Source organism: Mycobacterium sp. 1165196.3, assembly GCF_001673415.1.
In the GTDB taxonomy this organism is placed as follows: domain Bacteria; phylum Actinomycetota; class Actinomycetes; order Mycobacteriales; family Mycobacteriaceae; genus Mycobacterium; species Mycobacterium europaeum_A.
In genome coordinates, this window is sequence record NZ_LZLU01000085.1 from 21480 (window position 1) to 48108 (window position 26629).

General features: G+C 67.5%; 21 protein-coding genes. 8 read left to right on the plus strand and 13 right to left on the minus strand.

Going from position 1 to position 26629, the window contains the following annotated elements; all coding sequences use genetic code 11:
• Positions 1-10: 10 nt before the first annotated feature.
• Both A5659_RS08715 and A5659_RS08720 read right to left on the minus strand, forming a co-directional pair.
• Positions 11-1678: an FAD-binding dehydrogenase gene (locus A5659_RS08715; protein WP_067180418.1), complete on the minus strand. Its 1668-nt coding sequence runs from the start codon at positions 1676-1678 to the stop codon at positions 11-13.
• Positions 1679-1725: 47 nt separating this feature from the next.
• Positions 1726-2430: a DUF2334 domain-containing protein gene (locus A5659_RS08720; RefSeq protein ID WP_066865397.1), complete on the minus strand. Its 705-nt coding sequence runs from the start codon at positions 2428-2430 to the stop codon at positions 1726-1728.
• Between the two features lie 147 nt (positions 2431-2577).
• On the opposite strand from A5659_RS08720, the gene A5659_RS08725 reads away from it, so the two are divergent.
• Both A5659_RS08725 and A5659_RS08730 read left to right on the plus strand, forming a co-directional pair.
• Positions 2578-4197, plus strand: coding sequence for a DHA2 family efflux MFS transporter permease subunit (locus tag A5659_RS08725; protein WP_066865394.1), 1620 nt, complete (start codon positions 2578-2580; stop codon positions 4195-4197).
• A 585-nt stretch (positions 4198-4782) separates the two neighbouring features.
• Complete coding sequence (locus tag A5659_RS08730; RefSeq protein WP_067180421.1) at positions 4783-6399, plus strand: DHA2 family efflux MFS transporter permease subunit; 1617 nt, start codon at positions 4783-4785, stop codon at positions 6397-6399.
• Positions 6400-6410: 11 nt separating this feature from the next.
• On the opposite strand, the gene A5659_RS08735 is transcribed toward A5659_RS08730, so the two are convergent.
• Entirely contained in the window at positions 6411-8534 is a 2124-nt protein-coding gene (locus A5659_RS08735; RefSeq protein WP_067180423.1) for a S9 family peptidase, read from the minus strand.
• Positions 8531-9421: a phosphoribosylaminoimidazolesuccinocarboxamide synthase gene (locus A5659_RS08740; protein WP_066880407.1), complete on the minus strand. Its 891-nt coding sequence runs from the start codon at positions 9419-9421 to the stop codon at positions 8531-8533. The genes A5659_RS08735 and A5659_RS08740 overlap by 4 nt, the downstream gene beginning before the upstream one ends.
• Before the next feature lie 52 nt (positions 9422-9473).
• Between A5659_RS08740 and A5659_RS08745 the strand changes: the two genes are divergently transcribed.
• Positions 9474-10094 carry a hypothetical protein gene (locus A5659_RS08745; protein ID WP_066872213.1) on the plus strand — a complete coding sequence of 207 codons (621 nt, stop codon included), beginning with the start codon at positions 9474-9476 and terminating at the stop codon, positions 10092-10094.
• On the opposite strand, the gene A5659_RS08750 is transcribed toward A5659_RS08745, so the two are convergent.
• From A5659_RS08750 to purB, 3 genes are read right to left on the minus strand one after another with little or no spacing between them, the layout of a single operon-like run.
• A complete protein-coding gene (locus A5659_RS08750) occupies positions 10059-11081 on the minus strand; it encodes a tellurite resistance/C4-dicarboxylate transporter family protein (protein WP_067180426.1) in 1023 nt (340 codons plus the stop codon). The two genes, A5659_RS08745 and A5659_RS08750, sit on opposite strands and share 36 nt — an antisense overlap.
• Complete coding sequence (locus A5659_RS08755; RefSeq protein ID WP_066872207.1) at positions 11078-12337, minus strand: cytochrome P450; 1260 nt, start codon at positions 12335-12337, stop codon at positions 11078-11080. Before A5659_RS08755 ends, A5659_RS08750 begins: the two co-directional genes overlap by 4 nt.
• The gene (gene purB / locus A5659_RS08760) at positions 12334-13752 is read right to left on the minus strand and encodes an adenylosuccinate lyase (RefSeq protein ID WP_066872203.1); all 1419 of its coding nucleotides are present in this window, start codon (positions 13750-13752) and stop codon (positions 12334-12336) included. Before purB ends, A5659_RS08755 begins: the two co-directional genes overlap by 4 nt.
• A 49-nt stretch (positions 13753-13801) precedes the next feature.
• Between purB and A5659_RS08765 the strand changes: the two genes are divergently transcribed.
• Positions 13802-14548 (plus strand): DUF429 domain-containing protein, encoded by a 747-nt coding sequence (locus A5659_RS08765; protein WP_067180428.1) that lies wholly within the window; start codon positions 13802-13804, stop codon positions 14546-14548.
• 7 nt (positions 14549-14555) lie between these two features.
• Here the strand turns inward: A5659_RS08765 and A5659_RS08770 are convergent, their stop codons facing one another.
• Positions 14556-15173, minus strand: a complete 618-nt coding sequence (locus A5659_RS08770; RefSeq protein WP_067019366.1) for a TetR/AcrR family transcriptional regulator — start codon at positions 15171-15173, stop codon at positions 14556-14558.
• Between the two features lie 61 nt (positions 15174-15234).
• Here A5659_RS08770 and A5659_RS08775 point away from each other — a divergent pair, with 61 nt between their 5' ends.
• Both A5659_RS08775 and A5659_RS08780 read left to right on the plus strand, forming a co-directional pair.
• Positions 15235-16152, plus strand: a complete 918-nt coding sequence (locus tag A5659_RS08775) for an alpha/beta hydrolase-fold protein (RefSeq protein ID WP_067019375.1) — start codon at positions 15235-15237, stop codon at positions 16150-16152.
• 18 nt (positions 16153-16170) lie between these two features.
• The gene (locus A5659_RS08780; RefSeq protein WP_067180431.1) at positions 16171-17754 is read left to right on the plus strand and encodes a gamma-glutamyltransferase family protein; all 1584 of its coding nucleotides are present in this window, start codon (positions 16171-16173) and stop codon (positions 17752-17754) included.
• Here the strand turns inward: A5659_RS08780 and purD are convergent.
• The gene (purD, locus tag A5659_RS08785) at positions 17751-19019 is read right to left on the minus strand and encodes a phosphoribosylamine--glycine ligase (RefSeq protein WP_066863946.1); all 1269 of its coding nucleotides are present in this window, start codon (positions 19017-19019) and stop codon (positions 17751-17753) included. The genes A5659_RS08780 and purD overlap by 4 nt on opposite strands.
• A 43-nt stretch (positions 19020-19062) precedes the next feature.
• On the minus strand, positions 19063-19470 hold the full coding sequence (locus tag A5659_RS08790; RefSeq protein WP_066880275.1) for a MarR family winged helix-turn-helix transcriptional regulator: 408 nt from the start codon (positions 19468-19470) through the stop codon (positions 19063-19065).
• 73 nt (positions 19471-19543) lie between these two features.
• On the opposite strand from A5659_RS08790, the gene A5659_RS08795 reads away from it, so the two are divergent.
• The gene (locus A5659_RS08795) at positions 19544-20638 is read left to right on the plus strand and encodes an aldo/keto reductase (RefSeq protein ID WP_067180433.1); all 1095 of its coding nucleotides are present in this window, start codon (positions 19544-19546) and stop codon (positions 20636-20638) included.
• On the opposite strand, the gene A5659_RS08800 is transcribed toward A5659_RS08795, so the two are convergent.
• The gene (locus A5659_RS08800; RefSeq protein WP_082972537.1) at positions 20626-21861 is read right to left on the minus strand and encodes a serine hydrolase domain-containing protein; all 1236 of its coding nucleotides are present in this window, start codon (positions 21859-21861) and stop codon (positions 20626-20628) included. The two genes, A5659_RS08795 and A5659_RS08800, sit on opposite strands and share 13 nt — an antisense overlap.
• 152 nt (positions 21862-22013) lie before the next feature.
• Here A5659_RS08800 and A5659_RS08805 point away from each other — a divergent pair, with 152 nt between their 5' ends.
• Positions 22014-25325, plus strand: a complete 3312-nt coding sequence (locus A5659_RS08805) for a LuxR C-terminal-related transcriptional regulator (protein ID WP_067180467.1) — start codon at positions 22014-22016, stop codon at positions 25323-25325.
• Here the strand turns inward: A5659_RS08805 and A5659_RS08810 are convergent.
• Positions 25322-25759, minus strand: coding sequence for a carboxymuconolactone decarboxylase family protein (locus tag A5659_RS08810; protein WP_066863955.1), 438 nt, complete (start codon positions 25757-25759; stop codon positions 25322-25324). The genes A5659_RS08805 and A5659_RS08810 overlap by 4 nt on opposite strands.
• Positions 25759-26616 carry an NAD(P)-dependent oxidoreductase gene (locus A5659_RS08815; protein WP_066880271.1) on the minus strand — a complete coding sequence of 286 codons (858 nt, stop codon included), beginning with the start codon at positions 26614-26616 and terminating at the stop codon, positions 25759-25761. The genes A5659_RS08810 and A5659_RS08815 overlap by 1 nt, the downstream gene beginning before the upstream one ends.
• Positions 26617-26629: the final 13 nt, after the last annotated feature.

A 26629-nucleotide genomic window follows, 5' to 3' on the forward strand; every position in this document is an offset into this window, starting at 1 on the left:
CGCCGCCCCGCTAGGTGATGTCGTCGGCGGCGCCGCGGCCGGCGGCGCGGCCGGAGAAGATGCAGCCGCCCAGGAAGGTGCCCTCAAGCGCGCGGTAGCCGTGCACGCCGCCGCCCCCGAATCCGGCCACCTCGCCGGCGGCGTACAGCCCGGTCAGGGGCGTGCCGTCGGCCTTCAGCACCCGCGAGGCCAGGTCGGTTTCGATGCCGCCCAATGTTTTTCTGGTCAGGATGTGCAGCTTGACCGCGATCATCGGCCCCGCCTTGGGATCGGTCAGCCGGTGCGGGGCCACCACCCGTCCCAGCCGATCACCCAGATAGGTTCGGGCGGCGCGGATCGCCGTGATCTGTCCATCCTTGCTGTACTTGTTGGCGACCTCCCGGTCCCGCGCCGTGACCTCGGCCTCCACCGTCGCGTAGTCCAGCGGCTGCACATCGGGCAGCTTGTTCATGGCGGACACCAAGTCGCGCAATGAGTTCGCGCTGACGAAGTCCACGCCCCGGTCGACAAACGCCTGGACCGGTCCGGGCGGCCCGGAACTGGCCCGGTTGCGCAGCAGCTCCTTTATGCTCTGCCCGGTCAGATCGGGATTCTGCTCCTGGCCGGAGAGCGCGAACTCCTTCTCAATGATCTTGGCGTTCAACACAAACCAGGTGTAGTCGAACCCCGATTGGGTGATGTATTCCAAGGTGCCCAGCGTGTCGAAGCCCGGATAGAGCGGCACCGGCAACCGATTGCCGTTCGCATCGAGCCACAGTGACGACGGGCCGGGGATGATGCGGATGCCGTGCAGCGGCCAGATGGGGTCGTAGTTGGTGATGCCCTCGACGTAGTGCCACATGCGGTCGGGGTTGATCACCCGCGCCCCGGCCCGCTGCGCAATGCCGATCATCCGGCCGTCGACATGGGCCGGCACCCCGCTCAGCAGTTGCTCGGGGACGCGGCCCATCCGCTTGGGCCAATTCTTGCGCACCAGTTCGTGATTGGCCCCGATGCCGCCACTGGTGACGATAACCGCGTCGGCACGGAATTCGAACTGTCCTAACGCTTTTCGCGACGACGCGACGCCCCTCGGCGTGGCGGAGGGCTCCAGCACGGTGCCCCGCACGCCCGTCACCGCCTCACCCTCGACGATCAGCTCGTCGACCTGATGGCGATGCGCGAACCGCACGGCTGAGCGGTCGCGCAACTGACGGGCGAAAATCTCCACCAACGCGGGCCCGGTACCCCAGGTGATGTGGAAGCGGGGAACCGAATTGCCGTGCCCCTGTGCGCCATACCCGCCGCGCTCCGCCCAGCCGACCAACGGGAAAAGCTTGAGCCCCCGCGAACGCAACCAACTGCGCTTCTCCCCCGCGGCGAAATCGACGTAGGCGTGCGCCCATTGGCGTGGCCAATAATCCTCGGGCCGGTCGAACGCCGCCGTGCCCAGCCAGTCCTGCAGCGCCAATTCATGGCTGTCGCGAATTCCCAACCGGCGCTGCTCGGGGCTGTCGACGAAGAACAGCCCACCGAAAGACCAGAACGCCTGCCCGCCCAGGTTGGCGCTGTTCTCCTGGTCGACGATGAGCACCCGCAAGCCGCGATCCACCAGTTCGCAAGCCGCGACCAGGCCGGCCAGTCCCGCCCCGACGACGATGGCATCGGCGTGGAACCCCGAAACCGAAGAATCGCTCATGTCGGACCAGGGTAGTGCCCCGACGAGCAGGTCAGGCGGTCGCTGCCTCAGGCGGCGTCGAGCACGGCCCTGGCCTGGTCCCAGCGGTACACGCCGGGGGTGCAGCCGTGCATCAACGCCAGGTCGACCGCGTCCACCATCGCCTGCAGCGGCCCGGGTTTGCGAAGGTGACGTGCCGCGACCGCAACCCGCACAACGCCGCCGCGCCGAGCGATCCGTTCGGCGGACAGCACCACCATCCGGCACCACCACGGCTCGGTGAGGAAGCCTTCGCCGATGCCGAGCACCCGGGCGCGCACGGTGCTGTGACGGACCAGGTCGGTGATCCCGTGCAGATCGGCCAGCAAGCGGAACCCGTTGTCCGGCAACGCTTTCACAACGCCAGGCGACACCACCCAGCCGGGTGCGGCGAACAGGCGGGTGCGCAGCCCGAGGTGCTCGAGCACCCGGTCGGCGGCCATCAATCGCAGGTTGGCCTCGTGCGCCCGCAGGATCGCGAATTCGCCGCGGCGCTTCTTCGTGACCGCGTCGTCGTAGCCGTGCAACACGATGGCGTCACCGCCCGCGCGACGGGTGGTCAGCCACTCGACGGTTCCCGGGTCGCGGTCGAGCCGGTAGTCGCCGGACAGGCGGGGAGCCACCAGTAACGACACCGGCACCTTGCGGGCATCCATTTGCGTGCAGAACGCCTCGACGTCGGGCAGGGTGCGTTCACCGATCCCCGAGACCGAGACGATCAATTTTCCAGACACACCAGCAGTTTGCCGATCCCAAGTGTCGGAACGGTGAAGGACACGCAGACAGCAGGCGATATGCAGGCGCCCATGCGTGCTCACTGATTTCGGCGGTAGGGCGAACCCGCGCAGGCCGCAAACGTCGGGCCAGGTGATCAGTTCGATATGCTAAGCAACGCCATGGATGAGGCGTCGTACGCGGCGGCAAAGACGCCGCCGTCCCACCACCCGACCGGGCAGCCGGGCGTCGAGGAACGGGTATATCCCGACAAGCTCGATGCCGCGCTGTTGCGGATCTCCGGCGTGTGCATCCTGGCCACGGTGATGGCGATCCTGGACGTCACGGTCGTCAGCGTCGCCCAACGAACCTTCATCGATCAGTTCGCCTCCTCGCAGGCCGTCGTGGCCTGGACGATGACCGGCTACACGCTCGCCCTGGCGACCGTGATCCCGATAACCGGGTGGGCCGCCGACCGGTTCGGCACCAAGCGCCTCTTCATCGGTTCGGTGGTGGCCTTCATCCTGGGCTCCTTGCTGTGCGCGATCGCGTCGAACATCTTGCAGCTCATCGTCTTTCGCATGGTACAGGGAATCGGCGGCGGCATGCTGCTGCCGTTGGGATTCATGATCCTGACCCGCGAAGCGGGCCCGGGCCGGCTGGGGCGCCTGATGTCGATCCTGAGCATCCCGATGCTGCTCGCCCCGATCGGCGGGCCGATCCTGGGCGGCTGGCTGATCGACACGTCGAGCTGGCGGTGGATCTTTCTGATCAACGTGCCGATCGGATTTCTCACGGTCGCACTCGCCGCCATCGTGTTCCCGCGCGATCATCCCGCGCGCTCGGAAACCTTCGACGCCATCGGCGTGCTGCTGCTGTCGCCGGGCCTGGCGATGTTCCTGTTCGCGGTGTCCTCCGTCCCGGGCCGGGGCACCGTGGCCGACCGCCACGTGGTGATACCGGCGACGATCGGCCTGGCGTTGATCGCGGGCTTCGTCGCGCACGCCTGGCAGCACGCCGATCATCCCCTGATCGACCTGCGGCTGTTCCGCAATCCCGTGCTCACCCACGCCAACGTGACGATGCTGGTGTTCGCCGGGGCGTTCTTCGGCGCCGGCCTGCTGCTGCCGAGCTATTTTCAACAGGTGCTGCACCACACGCCGATGCAGGCGGGCGTGCACATGATCCCCCAGGGGCTGGGCGCCATGCTGACCATGCGGCTGACCGGTCCGCTGGTGGACCGGCAGGGCCCCGGCAAGATCGTGCTGGTCGGCATCGCGCTGATCACCGCCGGCCTGAGCGCCTTCGCCTTCGGGGTGGCCACCCAGGCCCACTATCTGCCGACGCTGCTGGTCGGGCTCGCGATCATGGGCCTGGGCATGGGCTGCACCATGATGCCGCTGTCGGTGGCCTCGGTGCAGGCGCTGGCGCCCCACCAGATCGCCCGGGGAACGACGCTGATGAGCGTCAGCCACCAGGTGGGCGGCTCGGTGGGAACGGCGCTGATGTCGATGATCCTGACGAATCAGTTCAATCGGAGCCCCGACATCCGCGCAGCAAACAAGCTCGCCGCGCTGAACCAGAAGGCGGCGGTCGACGGGGTGCCGGTCGACCAGACCGCGATACCCCGTGCGGCGCTCGCCCCGGACTTTTGGAGCAATGTGGCTCACGACCTTTCCCACGCGTATACGGCGGTATTCGTGATTGCCGTCGTGCTGGTGGTTTGCACCTTCATTCCGGCGTGGTTTCTGCCCAAAAAACCCGCGAGCGAAACCGCCGGCGAATAAGCTGTTCGCCCAGGTAGGACCGCCAGCCGGTTGTCAAGGTGCACTCGCCTTCGACGGCGGGGACGCGCTAATAGGCGCCGGGCCTCCTAGGCAACACGCATGCGTCCACGCATCCTGCGGGGGTCGACTTCAAACGCCGAAAAGCCTCCGCAAGAGAGCACCGATGTCGATATGCTCGGCGGCACTATGCTCAACGTCGTACCGCTGCCTACATGCCGGGGCAATCAGTTCAAGGTCCACCGGTGCGGAGGACGCTAATCCGATCTGACGCTGTGAGGTCGACCACTGCGAAACGTCTCGGCGTGCCCGCCCCTCGCACAAGCGGCTGGGAAGTCGACGACAGCGGAGAAACCAAGGAAATTCTGGGTTACGCATCTACTAGCCAGCACGGATATTCCGTGCCTTCAGCACGGGCGTGGCGGCACCGCCGGCTGTTGGAATAGGCGAGGCTGCCGAGGCGCCAAGAATCCACCACATCCAGCGTTGTCGGTAAGCCGACAACCGGATACACCAGTCAGCGACTGCCCGAAGACGTCTGAGAAAGTAGACGTCTGAAAGCTTCCGAAGAAGGGTACCGATAGCGATATGGTCGGCCAGCCTCCGCAAAGGGTCGGGACCGCGCGCGACGCTCTAGCGCCCTTCGCCGCCTTCGGCCAATCGGACGACAGCGGACGTGAGTACCCCGACAAGCTTGATTTCGCACTGCTCAGGATTGCGGCGGTGTGTGGCCTGGCCTGCATTATGGGTGTGCTGGACAGCACCGTGGTCGCCGTGGCGCAACGCACTTTCATGGATGAGTTCGGTTCCACTCAGGCCATCGTCTCGTGGACGATCGCCGGCTACATGTTGGCGCTGGCAACCGTGAACCCGGTAACCGGGTGGGCAGCCGACCGATTCGGCACCAAACAACCCTTCATAGGATCGGTTGCGCTCTTCACGTTGGGTTCGCTGTTGTGCGCAGTTGCGCCAAATATATGGCTACTCATCCTGTTCCGTGTAGTGCAGGGAATCGGCGGCGGTATGTTGATACCACTCGCCTTCACGATCATGGCCCGCGAGTCGGGTCCCCAGCGGGTCGGTCGCCTGATGGCGCTCGGGGGAATTCCGATCATCCTCGCTCCCATCGCTGGGCCGATATTGGGTGGCTGGCTCATCGACGCGTATGGCTGGAAGTGGATTTTCCTGGTCAACTTGCCGATCGGGTTGGCGGTCATCGCCCTAGCGGTGTTCATATTTCCGAAGGAGCGCCCGTCTCCGTCGGAAACCCTGGACGTTATCGGAATGTTATTGCTGTCGCCCGGGGTGGCGATACTCCTATGCGGTATATCGTCGATCCCCTCGCGTCACACCATTGCCGATCGTTACGTATTGGCTCCAGTGATTATCGGTCTGGCGTTGATCACGGCGTTTGTCTTTCACGCCCGATTCCACGCGGATCATCCCCTTATCGACCTGAATCTATTCAAAAACAAGGTGGTCACTCAGGCGAATGTGACGCTGCTGGTATTTGGGGCGGCGTTTGTTGGCATCGGCGTGCTACTTCCCAGCTATTTCCAGATGGTGCTGCAGCAAACACCTATGCAGTCCGGAATGCACATGATCCCCCTGGCGCTAGGAGCAGCATTGACGCTCCCAATCGCCGGCGCATTCATGGATAGACACGGGCCGGGTAAAATTGTGCTGGTCGGGCTCCCAGTGATCGCGGTTGGTTTGGGAATCTTCACCTTCGGCGTCGCCACTGAAGCTCGTTATATGCCGACATTGCTGGTTGGTCTCCTCGTCACCGGCCTAGGGATCGGTTGCACCACCACACCACTCTCCGCGGCAGGCATCCAGGCGCTCGCCCCCCAACAGATCGCACGGGGTACGACGTTGATGGCGGTCAACCAGCAGGTTAGCGGGTCAGCGGGTGTTGCGTTGTTGGCGGTGATTCTGACCAACCAGGTCAACCGCAATGACAAATTAATCGCCGCCAACAATGTGACGTCGGTGCAGCATGCCGCTGGCCAGCGTGGGGCGTCGCTCGACCCTGCAAAAATCCCGCGACCGGGCCTGACACCGGATCTCTTGACAATTTTGTCGCACAACCTCACGCATGCCTACACGACGGTGTTCACGCTGTCATTCATTTTGGTGTTGGTCACGATTGTTCCGGCGTGGTTTCTGCCCAAGACGCCACACGCTAAACCGGTCGGCGACTGACGCGCGGCGGCCTAGGTCGACGACTGGGCCCCGGCGGCATCCAACAGCCACGCGTATTGGAACGCCGCCTCCTCCCACGCCTTGTAGCGGCCGCTGACGCCACCGTGCCCGGCGTTCATCTGGGTCTTCAACAGGACCGGACTGCCGTCGCCGTTGGCGTGTCGCAGCGCCGCGACCCACTTGGCCGGCTCGACGTAATAGACCCTCGTATCGTTCAGCGACGTCATCGCCAAGATCGCCGGGTACCGCTTGGCCGCTACGTTCTCATACGGTGAATAGGACTTCATGTAGGAGTAGACGTCCTTGTCCGCCAATGGGTTTCCCCATTCGTCCCATTCGGTGACGGTCAGCGGCAAGGAGGGGTCCAAGATGGTGGTCAGCGGGTCGACGAACGGGACCTGCGCGAGAATTCCGGCGAAGAGCTCCGGCGCCAGGTTGGCCACCGCGCCCATCAACAAACCGCCGGCGCTACCCCCCAACGCGACCAGCTGACGAGGCCGGGTGACACCGGAGTCCACCAAATGCCTTGCGACGGCGACGAAGTCGGTGAAGGTGTTCTTCTTCTCCAGCAGCTTGCCGTGCTCGTACCACAGCCGGCCCATTTCACCGCCCCCACGCACGTGGGCGATCGCGAATACCATGCCGCGGTCCAGCAGCGACAGCCGGGCGATGGAGAAGCTCGGGTCGGTGCACAGCTCGTAGGCGCCGTAGCCGTAAAGCAATGCGGGCGCCGGGAATTCGATGTCGGCGCGGTGCACGATCGACACCGGGACCCGGGTTCCGTCGTCGGCGACCGCCCAGTCACGGCGCTCCACATAGTCGTCGGGCCGATAGTCGCCGAGCACGGGTTGCTCGCGCAGCAGCGTGCGCTCACCGGTGGCCAGGTCGATGTCATACACACGCGCCGGGATCACCAGGGATCCGGCCCTGATCCGCAGCTTGGGCGCAGCCCAGTTGGGATTGCCGGCCAGCCCGGACGACATCAGCTCGGAGTCGAAGGAAAACTCTTCGGGCCGGCCGTAGGTGCCGTCGGCGTTGATGGGCCACAGCTGCAGCCGGGGCAGCGCCTCCCGGCGATAGCCGACGACGAGGTGGCCGGCGAAAGCGTCCACCCCGTCGAGCCGGACGTCGTCGCGGTGCGGGATCAGGGTGCGCTGCTGTGTCGGATCGCTGACCGGCGCCTCGGCCAGAGTGAAGTTGACCGCGCCGTCGTTGTGCAGGATCAGGAACCGGTCCTGCCCGCCGATGACCGCGTGCTCCACCGCGTACTCGACACCCTCGCGGCGCGGCAGCACGACCGTGAACGATGCCTGCGGATCGGCGGCGTCGGCGTAGCGATACTCCGAGGTGATCGAGGATCCCGAGGCGATGAAGACGTAGGCCTCGCTGCGCGTGAGACCCACGCCCAGCCAGTACTTTTCGTCGGCTTCGTGATACACCAGCTCCGGTTCGGCACCCGAGCCCGCCCGATACCGCCACACCTTGTCGGGACGGTGGGCGGCATCCAGGGTCAGGTAGTACACGGTGCGGTTGTCGGCGGCCCAGGTGGCGCCCGCCCCGATGTCGGCGATCTCGTCCGGGTACAGCTCGCCGGTGCGTAAGTCCTTGAACCGCAACGTGTACCGCTCATCACCCAGGGTATCGACCGAATAGGCCAGCAGGTTCCCGTCCAGGCTGACCGTCGCGGCGCCCAGGGAGAAGAATTCGTGGCCCTGCGCCTCGGCGTTGGAGTCGAGCAGGATCTGCTCGCCGGGGATCTCGGTGTCCTCGTCCAGGATCGGCGGGTCCCAGTCGTCGGGTCCGCTTATCGGACAACGGCACTGGACGCGGTACTGCTTGCCTTCGTAGGTGCGCGCGTAGTACCACCACTGGCCCTGCCGGGTGGGCACCGACAGATCCGTCTCCTTGGTGCGCGCCTTGATCTCGGCGAAGATCTGCTGCCGCAGCGGCTCGAGGTGCGCGGTCATCTGATCGACGTAGGCGTTTTCCGCCTCGAGATGGGCGATGACTTCGGGATTGGTCTTTTCGCGCAGCCACTCATACGGGTCGATGAAGACGTCGCCGTGATGCTCGCGCCGAGTCTCCACCCGCTTGGCGACGGGGGGCACCGACCCGTTTCGTTGGGTTTCGGTCATGCGCTGGGACCGATCCAGTCGGCGAAGCTCAATCCGGAAATGCGTTCGTAGGCCTCGATATAGCGCCCGCGGGTGGCCGCGATGATGTCCTCCGGTAGCGGCGGCGGGGGCTGGGAACCGTGGCGGTCCCAGCCGGACTCGGGGCCGGTCAGCCAGTTGCGGACGAACTGTTTGTCGAAGCTGTTCTGGACGACGCCGACCTGGTACTCGTCGGCCGGCCAGTACCGCGACGAATCCGGGGTGAAGATCTCGTCGGCCAGTAGCAGGTTGCCGTCGTGGTCGGTGCCGAACTCGAACTTGGTGTCCGCGATGATGATTCCCTTCCGGAGCGCGTGATCGGCGGCCTGAACGTAGATCTGTAGGGTGCGGTCGCGCAGCTGGTTGGCGGGCACGGCGCCGACCAGCTCGATCACCCGCGCGAAGGAGATGTTCTCGTCGTGGTCGCCCAGTGCGGCTTTCGTCGCCGGAGTGAACAGCGGTTCAGCGAACCTGCTGGCTTCGACCAATCCGGGCGGCAGCGGGATGCCGCAGACCTTTCCGGTCGCCTGGTAGTCCAGCAATCCCGAGCCGGTCAGGTAGCCGCGCGCCACGCATTCCACCGGAAGCATTTCGAGCTCACGCACCACCAGCGCGCGGCCCAGGACCTCGTCGGGGATGCGCGGATCGTCGGGCGGCCCGGCCAGATGGTTGGGCGCGTCCACGAGGCCGAAGAAGAAGACGCTCATCGCGGTCAGGATGCGGCCCTTGTCCGGGATGGTGCTGTCCAGGACGAAGTCGTAGGCCGAGATCCGGTCGGTGGCGACCAGCAGCAGGTGCTCGTCGTCGACGCGATACAGCTCGCGGACCTTGCCGCTGGCCAGGTGCTGATAGTCGGACAGTGCGGGCATCCGGTCAGCCTATCGGGCACCTGCAAACCGGGTTTGTGCTGGGATCGGGGCTATGACACCGCGGTTTCTGCCCTACTCAACCCGACCCGGCCGGCTGGCCGTCCAGCTGTTCAGCGATCTCGCCGTCGTCGTGTGGACCCTGCTGTGGCTGCTCGTCGGGCTGGCCGTCTACGACGCCATCGCCACCATCGCCGACGCCGGGCGGCAGGTCGAGAGCGGCGCGAAGGGCATCGCCGGCAACCTCGCGTCCGCCGGCCACGAGGCGCAGCACATTCCGGTGGTGGGCGACACGGTCAGCAAGCCGCTCAACTCCGCGAGCCATGCCGCGCTGGACATCGCGGGCGCGGGCCACGATCTGGACAGCGCGGCGAGCTGGCTCGCGGTGCTGCTGGCGATGGCCGTCGTCGCGGTCCCGATCCTCATCGCGGTGCTCCCGTGGTTTTTTCTGCGGCTTCGATTCTTTCGGCGCAAGTTGACGGTGACCGCTCTGGCCGCGACGCCGGCCGGGGCGCAGTTGCTGGCGCTGCGGGCGCTGACCAACCGGCCGGCCCGGAAGTTGATCGCCGTGAGCGCGGACCCGGTCGGCGGGTGGCGCCGCGAGGATCCGGTCACCATCGGCGCGCTGGTCGCGCTCGAATTACGGTCGGCCGGCATCGCGATCCGCGGGGCGTAGCAGCATCGCCCGCGCTAACAGCAGCAGCCCGGCGACGACCACAATGATCCATGCGGCCAACGCATCCCAGAAGAACACCAGCGAAACGGTGAGCAGCGACCGCTGCCCGATCTCGATGGCCATGGCGAAGCTGGCCGCGGAGTACATGCCCAACGGGAAAACGAACGCCCACCACACACCGGCGAACTGCAGCATGTTGGGGTGCCGCCTGATGCGGTGCAGCGCGAAGTAGATCAGCGGCGGTATCCACAGGGTGGCCGTCACCCACGTCACGACGGTGACCGCACGCACCGGCCCGGCCAGCCAGCCGGGAGCGACCGCGTGGATGGTGTCGCCGGCCAACGTCGCAATCGCCATGCCGCCCATCAGGATCCACGTGTCGGGTTCGAAGCCGTCCCGGTCCTGCCGTTCGTTGACCACCCGCCACATCGTCAGCCAGGTCATCAGGCCGTAGATGCACAGCGCCGCCACCCAGCCGGCCACGGCCACCGCCAGCCACCAGTGATGGCCGGTCTGTCGGGCCGCCCGCGCGATCACGATCGCCAGACCCGAGGTGCCCACGCTGCCCAGTTGCCATGCGCCGTGGGCCCGGTCGCGCAACTCCGGCCACCGGTGGGCCAACATGTTTCGCGCGCTGAACAGGATCAGTACCAGCCAGGATGTCAAGCCGACCACGCCGAGCGCCCGCGCCACCCACACGTTGGACGACAAGCGCGTGTCGATCACCGCGCAGGCGGCCACGAAGGTGATCAGCCGCAGGGTGACGTCGGGATCGGTCAGATCCCAGCCCAGCCCCTGGCCCGGTTCGCAGGCCTTCGCCACGACCAGGGCGACCAGCAACAACAGCGCCAGGGTGGCGATGACGCCCATGGTGTCGCTGATCAACCGGTAGCCGTGATTGTGCGCGCCGATCGACAAGATTCCCGTCGCCATCACCGCCGCGAACACATCGGGTGAGGGCTCGACATCGGCGAACCGGATCGTCACGGCTCCTCGTGAAGCTCCACGACGAGGTGCCGAATGCCGGTGTGCCGGTTGCTGCGGGCCCATTCGACCGGCCGGACGACCCGCGCCCCGCCGAACCGGGACAGCAGCTCTTCGAACAGCACCCGCAGCTCCAGCCGGGCCAGGTTGGCGCCCAGGCAATAGTGCACACCCTGGCCGAAACCCAAGTGCGGATTGGGCTTTCGGGCGATGTCGAATTCGTCGGCACGCTCGAACACGCCGGCGTCGCGATTCGCCGAGCCTTCCCAGATCTGTATCTTCTGCCCCGCCTCGATCGACTCACCGCCGAGGGTGACGTCGCGGGTGGCGGTGCGCCGCTTGGAGGGCGACGGCGACGTCCACCGCACCATCTCCTCGACGGCCGTGGGCAGCGCCCCGAGATCGCCGCGCAGCGACCGCATTTGGTGCGGGTGGTCGGCCAGCGCCAGTAGGCCGCCCGCGACCGCGTTGCGGGTGGTCTCCGCGCCGGCGCTGAACAGCAGACTGAAGAACAGGTACAGCTCGAGGTCGGACAGGGCCGATCCCTCAGCGTCATCGAGCATCGCGTTGGCCACCACCGACAACATGTCATCGGTCGGGTTTGCACGCTTGGACGCGATCAGCTGCTGACCGTATTCGTACATCCGCGACCCGGCCGCCGCGTCTCTTTCGGAGACCGAGAGCTGCGACAGGGAAGCCTTGCGCGAACCCCCGAAATCGAACTGCGGCTCGATGGCCTCGAATAACCAATGCCGTTCGGATTCAGGGACTCCCAGCAGGATGCAGATCATCTGCATCGGCAGCTCGGCGGCGATGTCGACCAGGAAGTCGAACGGCTCACCCGGGACCACCGCGTCCAGCAGCCGGCGCGCCCTGCCCCGCAGGTCGTCCTCTACCAGGCGGATCATCCGCGGCGTCAGGCCGGAGCTGACCAGTCGCCGAATCTGCGAATGCCGCGGATCGTCCATCATGTTGAGCACCTGGCCGGCGATCGCCAGATCCTGCAGCAGCGTCCCGCCATAGGGCCTGGCGCCACCGGTGACCGAGGAGTAGGTCACCGGATCCTTGAGCACCTCAAGCGTTTCCGCGTAGGTGGCGACGGACCAGAAGCCCTCACCATCGGGGGTGTTGTCGGTCGGTGCGTGCCAGTACACCGGCGCCTCTCGCCGATGGATGGCGAACAGCTCGTGCGGAAAACCGTTGGCGAAGTTGTCCAGATCGGTGAAGTCGATCGAAGCGAGCGCGCCGGCCAGCGTCACAGGATCGCACCCGGGGCGTACTTGGCCGCGTCCGGGTAGCGGTTCACCAGCGCGTCCACCTGCGCCGCCACCTCGTCCACCTGGTCACCCGCGGCGCCGGTGAAGGCCTTCTTGTCGGCCAGCGCCGCGTCCAGCGCCGCCCGGTCTAGCGGCAGCCGATCGTCGGCGGCCAGCCGGTCCAGCAGGTCGGGCTCGGCGCCGTGCTCGCGCATGGCCAGCGCGGTGGCCACGGCGTGTTCGCGGATCACGTGGTGGGCGGCCTCGCGGCCCACGCCGGCGCGCACCGCGGCGATCAACACCTTGGTGGTGGCCAGGAACGGCAGATAGCGGTCCAGCTCGCGGTCGATCACCGCCGGATAGGCGCCGAACTCGTCGAGCACCGTCAGGAAGGTCTCGATCTGGCCGTCGATGGCAAAGAAGCTGTCCGGCAACGCGACTCGGCGCACCACCGAGCAGAACACGTCACCCTCGTTCCACTGCGCACCCGCCAGTTCGGCGGTCATCGACGCGTAACCGCGCAGCACCACCTGCAGACCGTTGACCCGTTCGCAGCTGCGTGTGTTCATCTTGTGCGGCATCGCCGACGAACCGACCTGCCCCGGCGCGAATCCCTCGGTGACCAGTTCATGGCCGGCCATCAGCCGGATGGTGTGCGCCAGCGACGACGGTCCGGCGCCCAGCTGCACCAGCGCGGAGAGCACGTCGTGGTCCAGCGAACGCGGATACACCTGCCCGACGCTGGTCAATACCGTTGCGAAGCCCAGGAATTCGGCGACGCGCCGCTCGAGCTCGGAGAGCTTGGCCGCGTCGCCGTCCAGCAGGTCGAGCATGTCCTGCGAGGTGCCCATCGGGCCCTTGATGCCGCGCAGCGGGTAACGGTCGATCAGCTCGCGCAGCCTGGTCAACGCGATCAAGGTCTCCTGGGCCGCCGAGGCGAACCTCTTGCCGAGCGTGGTGGCCTGCGCGGCGACGTTGTGGCTGCGCCCGGCCATCACCAGGTCGCGATACGCCACCGCCCGCTCGGCCAGCCGCGCCGCGACCGCCACGCCGTGCGCGAAGACCAGTTCCAGCGAGCGCCGGATCTGCAGCTGCTCCACGTTCTCGGTCAGATCACGACTGGTCATGCCCTTGTGCACGTGCTCGTGACCGGCCAGCGCGTTGAACTCCTCGATGCGCGCCTTGACGTCGTGGCGCAGCACCCGTTCGCGGTCCGCGATCGAGGCCAGGTCGACGTCCTCGATCACCCGCTCGTAGTCGGTGATCGCCTCGGGAGGCACCGCGACGCCCAGTTCGGCCTGCGCGCGCAGCACGGCCAGCCATAGCCGGCGCTCGCCGATGACCTTGGCCTCCGGCGACCAGATCGCGACCATCTCGGCACTGGCGTACCGGGTGGCCAGCACATTCGGAATGCTCACTTGGTCCTCACGAACACACAGCTTACGGTCGCGGCCATAGCCTATGCGGATGTACTTCGCCGGCGTCGACCTCGCCTGGGCGGGTCGCAACCCGACCGGCGTCGCCGTCGTCGACTCCGGCGGCGCCCTGGTGAGGGTGTGCGCGGTCCGCGACGACGACGAGATCCTGGCCGCCCTGCTTCCCTACGTCCGCGGCGACTGCGTGGTCGCCTTCGATGCGCCGCTGGTGGTGAACAATCCGACCGGGCAGCGTCCCGCCGAGGCGGCGCTCAACCGCGATTTCCGCAGGTACGAGGCTGGCGCGCACCCCTGCAATACCGGCAAACCCGAGTTCGTCGACGGCCCCCGCGCGGGCCGGCTGGCCGCGGCGCTCGGCCTGGACGCGGACCCGCGATCACCGGCCGCGCGCCGGGCCATCGAGGTCTACCCCCACGCGGCCACCGTCACGCTGTTTCGCCTCGAGCGCACCCTGAAATACAAGGCGAAGCCCGGCCGCACCGTCGAGCGGCTCAGGTCCGAGCTGTTGTTGCTCATGGACGGCGTCGAGCGGCTGGCGCGGGCCCCGGTGCCGCTACGCGTGGCCGGGCACGACGGCTGGGTCGCGCTGCGCCGGGCCGTCACGACCGCGCAACGCAAGAGCGAACTGCGCCGCGCCGAAGACCCGGTCGATGCCGTGGTCTGTGCCTACGTGGCGTTGTACGCGCAGCGCCGCCCGCAGGACGTGACCATTTACGGCGACCTCGACACCGGCTACATCGTGACGCCGTCGCTGCCGGTGGACCCGACCCACGCGTAACGGGCGCTCAGATCTGCACGGGCCGCTGATCGATCGGCGCGAGCACCTCGATGAGGTCGACCACCGCGCCCTGCGCCGCCGCGCGCGGGTCGCGCCCCTCCACCAGGGCCGACACCACCGAGCCATCGACCGCGCAGATCAACGTGCACACCAGTTCGATGTGCACCGATCGGCCCGAGCGCTCGATCGCCTCGGCCACCGCTTCGGCGCGCTGGCGCAGGCTGCGACGCATGGTCTCGCGCAGCGCGGGCAGCCGGGTGCACGCGATGTGCCGCTCGTAGCGCGAGATCAGCTGATCGGTCAGGCCCGGTCCGGACACGTCGCCGACGAGCAGGTCCGCCAACACCTCGGCGATGGTCTCCGGTCCGCGGCGCCGGCGCGACATGGCGCTGACCCGCGACCGCAACTGCGCCACCTCGATCATCGCGATGTGTTCGACGGCGCGTGCGATCAGATCGTCGAGGGACGAGAAGTAGTAAGTGGTGGAAGCCAACGGCAATCCGGCCCGCCGCGCCACCGCCCGGTGCCGCACCGCTTCGAACCCGCCCTCGGCCAGCAGCTCGGCGGCGGCGCTGACGAGCGCATACCGTCGACGTTCTCCTTTTGGAGTAACCGCTGCTGTCACGAGTAGCCATCGTGCCAGCCAAAGTGGTACTGCATTGCCATTTCGGCCAAACGGCCGGGGCATAATGGCCCGCATGCCCGACTTGAGCCGACGCGCCCTGCTCGGCCTCGGCGCCGGCGCGGCCCTCGGCGCGGTTGGCGCCTACGGGTTCGACATCCTGTTAGAACCGCGGACATCTCGCGCCGTGCCGGTATCGACGGCCGGCACCGGGATGCCGTTGGCCCCGTCGCCCGGCCCGCCCCGCGATCCGGCTCCGCCGGCGGCGCCCGCCCCCACCATGGTGACCGGTTCCTTCGCCTCCGCCGCCCGCGGCGGGGCCAACACCAACTGGGCCATCGCCCGCCCGCCGGGCCAGACCAAGCCGCTGCGGCCGGTGATCGCGCTGCACGGCAAGGGCAGTGACGCGTCCACGGTGATGGCCGGTGGCGTCGAACACGGTTTGGCGCAGGCCGTCGACGCCGGACTGCCGCCGTTCGCGGTGGTCGCCGTCGACGGTGGCGGCGGCTACTGGCACAAGCGGTCGTCCGGCGAGGACAGCGGCGCCATGGTGCTCGACGAGCTCATCCCGATGCTGGGAAACCAGAATCTGGACACCTCGCGGGTGGCGTTCCTGGGCTGGTCGATGGGCGGCTATGGCGCGCTGCTGCTGGGCGGCCGGCTGGGGCCAGCCCGTACCGCGGCGATCTGTGCGGTGAGCCCGGCCCTGTGGATGTCCTCGGGTGCCGCGGCGCCGGGGGCGTTCGACGGGCCCGATGATTTCGCCGCGAATTCGGTGTTCGGCATGCCCGCGCTGGCCTCGATCCCGATCCGAATCGATTGCGGCGACAGCGATCCGTTCTACTCGGCGACGAAGCAGTTCATCGCGCAGCTGCCCAACCCGCCGGCCGGCGGCTTCTCGCCCGGCGGGCACGACGGCGCGTTCTGGAGCTCGCAGTTGCCCGCCGAGCTGACCTGGATGGCACCGCTGCTGACGGCGTAAGGAGATACGCTCGCGGAGGTGACCGCACCTTTCGACTGGACCCTGCCGTACGCCTGGCCACGCAAGCCCATCCTGGCGGAAAACGTTGTGTGCACGTCGCAACCGCTCGCCGCCCAGGCGGGCCTGCGGATGCTCGCCCAGGGCGGCAGCGCGGTCGACGCGGCCATCGCCACAGCCATCACCCTGACGATTGTGGAGCCGGTGTCCAACGGCATTGGTTCGGACGCCTTCGCCATCGTGTGGGACGGCGCGCGATTGCACGGGTTGAACGCCTCGGGTCGCTCACCGGCCGCCTGGACACCGGAATACTTTGGCGGGCAGGACGTTCCGATCCTCGGCTGGAATTCGGTGACCGTGCCCGGCGCGGTGTCGGCCTGGACCGAACTGCACGCGAAGTTCGGCACGCTCCCGTTCGAGCGGCTGTTCGAACCAGCAATAGCTTACGGCCGCAACGGCTTTCTGGTTTCACCGACGGTCGCGCAGCAGTGGGCCGCCCAGGTGCCGCTGTTCGAAGACCAGCCGGGGTTCGCCCAGGCGTTTCTGCCCGGCGGGCGGGCGCCCAGGCCCGGCGAGCGATTCAGCCTGCCCGACCATGCGGCCACGCTGGAAACGATCGCCGCGACCAACGGAGAGGCGTTCTACCGTGGCGAACTGGCCGCCAGGCTCGAGGCGCACGCACTGGCGCACGGCGGGGCCATGCGGGCCGACGATCTGGCGGCCCACCGCGCCGACTGGGTGGGCACGGTCGACGGCGGCTACCGCGGATACACGGTGCACGAGATACCACCCAACGGCCAGGGCATCGTCGCGCTGATCGCCCTGGGCATCCTGGAACACTTCGACTTGGCCTCGCTGCCGGTCGATTCCGCGGACAGCGTGCACCTGCAGATCGAGGCGGTGAAGCTGGCGTTCGCCGACGCCCAGGCGTATGTCGCCGACATCGAGCACATGCCGCTGTCGCCCGAGCGCCTGTTGGACCAGGAGTACCTGAAGCAGCGCGCGGCACTGATCGACCGCCGACGGGCCAGGCCGGCATCCGCCGGCGCCCCGGCGGGTGGAACCGTCTACCTGACCGCCGCCGACGCCGCGGGGATGATGGTGTCGATGATCCAGTCGAACTACATGGGGTTCGGCTCGGGCGTGGTGGTGCCGGGCACCGGGATCTCGCTGCAAAATCGGGGCGCGAATTTCACTGCCGCCCAAGGGCATCCGAACGCAGTGGCCCCGAACAAGCGCCCCTACCACACCATCATCCCGGGGTTTGTGACCAAAGACGGCGAACCGGTGCTGAGCTTCGGGGTGATGGGCGGAATGATGCAGCCCCAGGGGCACGTGCAGGTGATGGTGCGCATCGCCGACCACGGGCAGAACCCCCAGGCGGCGTGCGACGGCCCGCGGTTCCGGTGGGTGGAGGGCATGCAGGTCAGCTGCGAAACGGGGTTCCCGGTCGCAACGCTCGACGAGTTGCGCCGCCGCGGGCACGACCTGGTCGCCGTCGACGACTACAACCAATTCGGCAGCTGCCAGGCGATCTGGCGCCTCGACGGCGGCTATATCGCGGCCAGCGATCCGCGTCGGGACGGTCAGGCCGCCGCCTTCTAGACGCGGATCTTGCCCTCGGCGGCCAGCTGGGCGATGTCGCTGCGGAAATGACTGCCCGGCAACCGGATCGAACGAACGACTTCGTAGGCCATGGATCGCGCGGCGGCCAGGTCCGCGCCGGTGCCCACCACCGACAGCACCCGGCCACCCGAGGAGACGATTTCCCCGTCGTCGCGCCGGGCCGTCCCGGCGTGCAGCACCCCGTCGGCTTCCGAGCCGACGATCACGTCACCCACCCGCGGACGGCCGGGGTAGCTCTCCGCCGCCACCACCACCGTCACGGCGGCGCCGTCGTGCCAGCGCAGCTCGCCGAAGTCCGCCAAGTTGCCGCTGCCGGCCGCGTACAACAACTGGCCGAGCGGTGATTCGAGCAGGGCTAGCACCGCCTGCGTCTCGGGATCGCCGAAGCGGCAGTTGAATTCGACCACCGCGGGGCCGTTGGAGGTGATCGCGAGCCCGGCATACAGCAATCCGCTGAACGCGCTGCCGCGCGCAACCATCTCCGCCGCAACGGGTTCGACGATGTTGCTGACGACGTCGCGGTACACCTCGTCGGGCAGCCACGGCACCGGGGCGTAGGCGCCCATCCCGCCGGTGTTGGGCCCGGTGTCGCCATCGCCGACGCGCTTGAAATCCTGCGCCGGCAGCAGCGGCACCACGGTTTCGCCGTCGACCACGCAGAACAGCGACACCTCCGGGCCGTCCAGATAGGACTCCAGCAGCACCGGGTGTCCCGCCTCGAGGAGCCCGGCGGCGTGCGCGCGGGCGACGGCGCGATCCGCGGTCACCACCACGCCCTTGCCCGCCGCCAGGCGGTCGTCCTTGACCACCCAGGCCGCATCCCCCGCCGGCGGGCCGAACCGCTGCAGGGCAGCGTCTAAATGCGCCGGGTTATCGACGATTTCGCTGGTTGCGGTGCGCACCCCAGCCGCGGCCATGACCTCCTTGGCGAAGGCCTTGGAGCCTTCGATGCGGGCGGCGTCCTTGCTGGGGCCGAAGCAGACAATGCCGGCGGCTCGCACCGCGTCGGCCACCCCGAGCACCAGCGGCACCTCGGGACCGATGACCACCAGGTCGGCGCGGACCTCGCGCGCCAGGGCGACGACGTCGTCCGCCGAGGTGATATCGACCTCGTGCTGGTCGGCCAGCCGCGCGGTGCCGGCGTTGCCGGGAGCGACCGCCAACCCCGTGACCTGGGGATCTTTGCGAAGCGCCAGCAGCAACGCATGCTCACGGGCACCGGAACCAATCACCAGGACACGCACGACACGTCAGACTAGCTGGTGCTGCGGCGCGCACCCACAGTCTCTAAAGGATTTTCTCGAGCAGCGCCTTGAGGTCGTTGCGCTGTGCGGCGGTGAGGCGCCCGAGGCGCTTGTCGAACTCGTCGGAGAGCAATCTCAGGCCGTGTTTGGCCGCCTGACGCCCGGCCGGGGTGAGCAGCAGCCGGTGCCGGCGCAGATCGGACGGGTCGATCTCGCGACGCACGAAGCCCGCCGCCTCGAGCCGCTTCAGGTACAGCGTCACCGTCGCCTTGGGCATGCTCAACGCCGCCGCCAGCGCGGCCGGGTAGGGGTGCTCGTCGATCTCGGCGAGCAGGAAGAGTTCCTTGGACTCGAGGCCCAGCGCGCAGATGTCGGCCTCGGCGCACGAGATGACCGAGAGCAGCACCCGGTAGTTCAGTGACCAGATCTTGGCCGCATCGACCGCAGACATCGACTTGCCAGATCGTTCAGGTATGAACTAGTTTTGTTTTGAACAACCGCATGGTCGAACAACTTACCAGGAAGTGGGCAGCATGCCGCTGGATGAATATGTGACACTCGGGCGATCCGGTCTGCGCGTCAGCCCCTTGTGCCTGGGCGCGATGACATTCGGCGAAGACCTCGGCTGGGGCACCAGTGTGGAAGAGTCCCAACAGATCATCGACCGCTACCTCGAACTCGGCGGCAACTTCATCGACACCGCCAACTTCTACACCCGGAGCCACTCCGAGAAGATCATCGGCGACCACGTCGGGCGCCACCCCGCCCGTCGCGATCGGCTGGTGATCGCGACCAAGTTCAGCGGCAACCTGTATCCGGGTGATCCCAACGGCGGCGGCTCGGGCCGCAAGTCGCTGATCAACGCCTGCGATAACTCGTTGCGGCGCTTGCAAACCGACTACATCGACCTGTACTGGCTGCACATCTGGGACGCCAACACCCCCATCGAGGAGACGATGGCGGCGCTCGAGGACCTCGTCCGGGCCGGCAAGGTGCGCTACATCGGCGTCTCGGACACCCCGGCGTGGAAGATCGCCCGGGCCAACCTGATCGCCGGTTTCCGCGGCTGGTCTGCGTTCGTCGGGCTGCAGGTCGAGTACTCGCTGCTGGAGCGCGCCATCGAACAGGACCTGGTGCCGATGGCGGCCGAATTCGGGCTCGGCATCACCCCGTGGTCGCCGCTGAAGAGCGGCGTGCTGAGCGGTAAGTACACCCGAGCCAACAGCGGCCGGCACAACGCCGACCGCGGCGCCCTGGTCGACGCCTTCCTCAACGAGAAGACCTACGCCGTCATCGACGAACTCGAGGCCATCGCGAAGGCACACGAGACCAACGTCGCCAGCGTCGCGCTGGCCTGGGTGCGCGCACAGCGTGCCGTCTCGTCCGTCATCATCGGCGCGCGCCGGCTCTCCCAGCTCGAGGACAACGTCCGCGCCGTCGACGTGACCCTCGGCGCCGACGAGCTGGCCCGGCTCGACGCCCTGACCAAGCCGAGCTTCGGCTTCCCGCACAACATGCTGGAGATGGCTCCGGGCATCATCAACGGCGGAACGACCGTCAACGGGGTCACCGCGCCGATCTCGGAATACGTGATGCCCGAAGGCGTTCAGCCGTACTGAATCGGCGACGAGGTCATCGAAAGTGCCTGATAGATCAGGCGGGTGTACATCCTGGTCCGCTCCGTTCCGGCTGGAGTGACTTGCCCCATCTTGTTCATGACGTAGGCGAATGTGGTGCGGCAGTAGGGATTCATGACCGCCATTGAGCCGCCCCAGCCGCCCCAGTAGCAGACTCGTTCATCGGGCATGTCCGGCACCGCCTCCCGATGCGGTAGCGCGAAGCCGATGCCCCATCGTGCGGGCATGGCCAGCACCAGGTCGGTGCAGTTGGCCTGCTCCTCGAAGATCAGGTCGATCGTCTCGGGCCTAAGCAGCCGCACGCCGTTTACGCTGCCGCCCAACGAGATCGGCGACAATGAGCGCACCAACGAGCGGGCGTTGCCATGCCCGTTGGCCGAGCCGATCTCCGCGCGGCGCCATGCGGTGGTCTCCGCGGCCAGCGCGGCCGCTGAGGTGGGTGGCACGGCGGCGAACGTCTTGCGCATCGGATGGTCGTCGGGCACCGCGTCGAGGGGCACGTCCAGCGGCGGTGGCGGAACGAGCTCGGCGATGCGCTCGTCATCCTCGGGCCGAGCACCGATCTGAAAATCGGCGCCGAGCGGTCCGCTGATCTGCTCGCGCACAAAGTCTTTCAGCGTCGAACCGGTGACGCGGCGGACGAGTTCACCGACGAGGTGACCGATGGTGATCGCGTGGTAGCCCGAGGCGGTCCCCGGCGGCCACCAAGGCGCCTGGGCGGCGAGTTGCGACGTGGACTTGTCCCAGTCGTAAATGTCCTCGAGGCTGAAAGGCATCTCCCACCCGGACACCCCCGAGGTGTGACTGAGGACGTGGCGCACCTCGATGCGCTCCTTGCCGTTGGCGGCGAACTCGGGCCAGTACTTGGCGACGGGGGCGAACGGGTCGAGCAGGCCGCGGTCGATCAGCATCAGCGCCGCCAGCGCGGTCACATTCTTGGTGCTGGAGAAGACGTTGACGATTGTGTCGTGAGACCATTCCCGGGTTTTCGCTCGATCGGCATACCCGCCCCAGATGTCGACCACGAGCTCGCCGCCGATATCGACAGCGATGGCGGCGCCCAACTCGCCACCTGTGGTGACCTCGTCAGCCAGCGCGGCGACGAGATCCTCGAAGCGGCTGTCGTAGTGGCCATGTAATACGCCCGTGGTGAAGTGGGCATCGATTCCGGCATGGTTTGCGGCAAGACTTGCCTGGCTGTTCATGTGTCGCCTCCATTCGTTGGTGACCTCACTATGGATCGCGGCGAGTGAAGGAACATCCGCCAAAGGGCCTAGGCGCGCGGGCGGACGACCGAGTGGCTTTCTACGTCTTTGTGCCGATGTTTGCCGCCTCCAACCAGCTCAAGCTGGCTAACATGGCTGAGACGGACCAACGCGTGGACACGCCACCATTGAACTGGAGCGACTTGGGCGTAACCGAGCTCCCGACCGGAACGGTGACGTTGCTGCTCGCAGACGTCGAGGGCTCGACGCGGCTCTGGCAGACCCAGCCCGAGCAGATGAGCGCCGCGATCGCACGGTTGGATCGGGCGGTATCGGACCTGGTTGCCCGGCACAGCGGGGTGCGCCCGGTGGAGCAGGGCGAGGGCGACAGCTTCGTGGTCGCCTTCGCCCGTGCCAGCGACGCCGCCGCCTTTGCTCTGCAGTTGCAGCGCACACCGCTGACGCCGATCCGTCTGCGGATCGGACTGCACACCGGCGAAGTGCAACTGCGCGACGAAGCAAACTACATCGGGCCGACCATCAACCGCGCGGCACGGCTGCGCGATCTCGCCCATGGGGGCCAGACGGTGCTGTCGGCGACCACAGCCGACCTGCTCGCCGACGCGGTTGGCACCGAAGCGTGGCTGCTCGACCTCGGCACGCACCCATTGCGGGATCTGCCCCGGCCCGAACGCGTAACGCAGCTCTGCCACGCCGACCTGCACAACGACTTCCCACCGCTTCGCGCATCGAAAAGCGCTGGGAAACAACACCTTCCGGCGCAGTTCACGAGTTTCGTCGGACGCGGCGCGGAAATCGAGGCCGTGCGGGAAATCGTCGTGGGCAACCGGTTGGTGACGCTGACCGGCGCGGGCGGTGTGGGCAAGACGCGTCTAGCAGTACAGATCGCGGACCGGATGGACACCGAGTTCACCGACGGCGTGTGGTACGTCGATCTGGCGCCGATCACCGATCCCGCCGTCGTACCGGTCGCCGTGACGCGGGCGTTGGGGCTGCCAGACCAAGCAGGGCTTTCGACGATGAACACGGTTACCCGGGCCATCGGCGGGCGGCGCATCCTCGTCGTCTTGGACAACTGCGAGCACCTGATCGACGCGTGCGCCACGCTGACCGAGGCGCTGCTGGGGGCGTGCCCCCAAGTGACTGTTCTCGCCACGAGCCGCGAGCCGATCCGGGTGGTCGGCGAAGTCGCCTGGGGGGTGCCCTCCCTGTCGCTGACTGACGAGGCGATCACGTTGTTTACCGACCGCGCGCACCAAGTGCGGCCTGATTTCGTTGTGACCGAACAGAACTCTGCCACCGTAGCGGAGATCTGCGAGCGCCTCGACGGCATACCCTTGGCGATCGAGTTGGCGGCCGCGCGGGTCCGCGCGCTGTCATTGGCGCAGATCCTCGACAGCCTGCACGACCGTTTCCGCCTGCTGACCGGCGGCGCGCGCACCGCCGTGCGCCGCCAGCAGACGTTGCGGGCGTCCGTCGACTGGTCGCACGCTCTGTTGACCGAGCCGGAACGCGTCCTGTTCCGCCGGGCAGCCGTATTCCACGGCGGTTTCGAACTCGATGCAGCACAACAGGTTTGCGGTGACACCGACGTCGAGAGCTACCAAATTCTCGACCAGCTCACGCTGCTCATCGACAAATCGCTCATTGCGGCAGAAGACGGCGGCTTCGGAACCCGATACCGGATGCTGGAGACGGTTCGTCAGTACGCGCTGGAAAAGCTCGGCGAGTCCGGCGAAGCCGACGCCGTGCGCGCGCGCCACCGCGACCACTACACCTCAATGGCCGCCCTGCTCGACGAGCCCGGCCGCACCGGCTATCAGAGCAGGGTCGAGCGCGCGGCAACAGAGATGGACAATCTGCGCGCAGCGTTCGCGTGGTGCCGGGAGAGTGGCGAGATCTCCGAGGCGCTGCGCCTCGCATCGGCGTTGCAACCGCTTTGGACCACTCGCGGCCGTGTTCGGGAGGGGACGGCCTGGTTCGAAGCGGCGCTCGCCGACGCGGCGGCGCGCAACGCGGAGGTGCCGCCTGCCGTCCGCGCCCGCGCGCTTGCAGATAACGCCACTCTCGAGGGCGCGCAGACCATTCACGACAACATGGACAAGGCATTGGAGGCCCTGGCACTCGCCCGCGAGATCGACGATCCGGCGCTGCTGGTTCGCGCGCTCGCCGGTTGCGGCATCATCGCCGCCTTTGACGCGGCTGCTGCCAGTTCGTACTTTGACGAAGCGCTCGGACTGGCCCGCGCCGTGGGCGATGACAGGAGCCTGAGCCAAATCCTGGCGTTCCAAGCGTTCGCCGCGGTTACCGGCAAGGGTGACGCGATCGCGGCGCGTGCGGCCGGCGAAGAAGGGCGTGACATCGCCGACGCGATCGGTGATGGCTACACCTCCCGCGCGTGCCGGTGGTGTATTGGCTTGGCGCAGCAGTGGGAAGCCGATCTCACCGGAGCCGTAGCGCAATTCCGGGCCCTGGTCGCGGAGGCCGAGGCGGCGCACGACGAAACATGGCGGATGTCAAGCCTCGTCAGCCTGGGCCACTATCTCGCCTTCGCGGGCGACCCGGACGAGGCCAGGGCCGCGGCCACCGCGGCGGTCGAAGCCGCCGCGGATTTCAGCGCGTTCAATCAGGGCTTCGCCTATGCCGCGCTGGCGGTGGCAAACCTGGCCGCGGGCGACGTGGAAGCAGCGGCCGCCGCCGGCGAGGCGGCGTGGGAGCGCATGAAGGCCCAACCCGAACTGGCCGCGGTCAACGTCATCCCACTCGCGGACGTTGCCCTCGCGCGGGGTGACCTGACGGTGGCCCGCCGCTTGGCCGACGATGCCGTCACCATCGCCCCCGGCATGCACCTGCTGCTCGCGCTGGCAAAGCGGGCGCGAATCGCGATCGCGCAAAACGATGTTGAGCAGGCGGCGCGTGATGCGCGTGATGCGCTCACCGGCGCCGGGGACCTGAAGGGGTATTACGTGGTCCCCGACGTCCTCGAATGCCTGGCCATCCTTGCGGCGAGCGCCGGGGCGAACCGAGAAGCCGGTCGCCTCTTCGGCGCCGCAGATGCGGTTCGCGGCCGCACCGGGTATGTGCGCTTCAAGATCTACGACGCCGCCTATGACACGTCGGTGGCAGCGCTGCGCAAGGTCATGGGCGAGAACGACTTCCGCGCGGCATGGGCCGAGGGCGCGGCGCTGTCGATCGAGGAGGCGATCGCTTACGCGCAACGCGGGCGCGGCGAGCGCAAGCGACCGGCAACGGGATGGGATTCACTGACCCCCGCCGAAATCAACGTGGTGAGGCTGGTCAGCGAGGGGCTGCCGAACAAAGCCATCGCCGGCCGGCTGTTCGTGTCCGCGCGAACGGTGCAGACGCATCTGAGCCACGTCTACTCCAAGCTGGGTATCAGCTCGAGAGTGCAACTTGCACAAGAGGCTTCACGCCACGCTTAGTCGTCCTTGTTGCCCGAGTGCATCTTCAGCGCGGCGTCGACGTTGCCCTTCTTGTCCTCCCCGGCGCCCTTCGCCGCGGCCTTCTTGCGTTTGGCCACCACGGCGTCGACGGCGCCGTTGAGCGCCGAACCCAGCGGGAAGCCGAGGTAGTGGGTGAGGAAGACCGCCATCTCCTTGAGCTCGTTCTCGGTGAGCTCGCCGTTGAGAAGCGCGGCGTTGATCTGGATCTCGGCCAGGTCGCGGTTCCCGATCGCGGTCACCGCGGTCAGCGTCATGATGCGCTTGTCGCGCATCGACAATCCCGGTCGCGTCCAGATGTTGCCGAACAGGTGGTCGACGGTCAGGTCGAAGTACGCGTCGCCCTCGATGTTCGGCATCTCCCAGCCGTAGACCTCGTTCATCTTCGCGAGGCCCTTGCTGCGCAGCTCGTCCATTACGCCTCTTTCTCCGTGTGTGGTACCCCGAGGCCCGCGGCCAACCGCTGGTAGGCCAGCTGGGCGAGCGGCAGATCGACCGACACCGATTCGCCGAGAGCCAACGCCAGGCTCAGGTCCTTCTCCCCCAGCTCGCGGGCGTGCAGGAAGGACTGGTACAAGAAGTTGTCCGGTTCAAGGTCTTTCATGTTGCCGCGGACGATGATCGCACCCGGGCCGCTGGTCAGCGCGTCGGTGTGGCGCACCACCCGGCCCAGCGCCTGCAGGTCCAGGCCGGCGGCCTCGGCGAGTTTCATGGCCTCGCAGGCCGCGGCGTACGAGGTGAACGTCAACATGTTGCGGGCCAGCTTCATTCGGGTGCCCGCCCCGGGCTCACCGGCGTGGATGACCACCGATGCCCAATGTTTGAAGGCCGGCTTGATCCGCTCGTACACCTCCCGCTCGGCGCCCACCATGGTGGCGAGTTCACCCTTCGCCGCGGCGGCCGCGCCACCGCTGACCGGCGCGTCGACGATATGGATGCCGTGCGGCTTGTGCTCGGCGGCGAGCTCGACGGCCGTGGTGTCGCTGATGGTCGAGTGGATCGCGATGACGGTGCCGGGCTTGGCGTGCGCGGCCAGCTCGCCGACCACCTCGCGCACCTGGGCGTCGTTGAGCACGGTGATGTGGATGAGGTCGGCGCCCGCGACGTCGGCGACGCTGTCGGCCAGGCCGGCGCCCTTTTCCACCAGCGGGGTCATCGCCTCGGTCCGGATGTCGTAAACCGTTATTCCGCCCGGCCATTCGGTCATCTTGGTGGCCATCGGCGCGCCCATGTTGCCCAGGCCGATGTAGCCAAGCTTCAGCTGATCAGTCATCTGGCATCGCCTC

What these genes read in the sequence shown, in the direction of transcription:
- A5659_RS08805 (WP_067180467.1), top strand. Translation starts at nt 22,014, where the DNA reads ATGGCTGAGACGGACCAACGCGTGGACACGCCACCATTGAACTGGAGC.
- A5659_RS08765 (WP_067180428.1), top strand. Translation starts at nt 13,802, where the DNA reads ATGTACTTCGCCGGCGTCGACCTCGCCTGGGCGGGTCGCAACCCGACC.
- A5659_RS08740 (WP_066880407.1), bottom strand. Translation starts at nt 9,421, where the DNA reads ATGCCCGCACTGTCCGACTATCAGCACCTGGCCAGCGGCAAGGTCCGC.
- A5659_RS08790 (WP_066880275.1), bottom strand. Translation starts at nt 19,470, where the DNA reads ATGTCTGCGGTCGATGCGGCCAAGATCTGGTCACTGAACTACCGGGTG.
- A5659_RS08800 (WP_082972537.1), bottom strand. Translation starts at nt 21,861, where the DNA reads ATGAACAGCCAGGCAAGTCTTGCCGCAAACCATGCCGGAATCGATGCC.
- A5659_RS08735 (WP_067180423.1), bottom strand. Translation starts at nt 8,534, where the DNA reads ATGACCGAAACCCAACGAAACGGGTCGGTGCCCCCCGTCGCCAAGCGG.
- A5659_RS08730 (WP_067180421.1), top strand. Translation starts at nt 4,783, where the DNA reads ATGGTCGGCCAGCCTCCGCAAAGGGTCGGGACCGCGCGCGACGCTCTA.
- A5659_RS08725 (WP_066865394.1), top strand. Translation starts at nt 2,578, where the DNA reads ATGCTAAGCAACGCCATGGATGAGGCGTCGTACGCGGCGGCAAAGACG.
- A5659_RS08745 (WP_066872213.1), top strand. Translation starts at nt 9,474, where the DNA reads ATGACACCGCGGTTTCTGCCCTACTCAACCCGACCCGGCCGGCTGGCC.
- A5659_RS08815 (WP_066880271.1), bottom strand. Translation starts at nt 26,616, where the DNA reads ATGACTGATCAGCTGAAGCTTGGCTACATCGGCCTGGGCAACATGGGC.
- A5659_RS08715 (WP_067180418.1), bottom strand. Translation starts at nt 1,678, where the DNA reads ATGAGCGATTCTTCGGTTTCGGGGTTCCACGCCGATGCCATCGTCGTC.
- A5659_RS08810 (WP_066863955.1), bottom strand. Translation starts at nt 25,759, where the DNA reads ATGGACGAGCTGCGCAGCAAGGGCCTCGCGAAGATGAACGAGGTCTAC.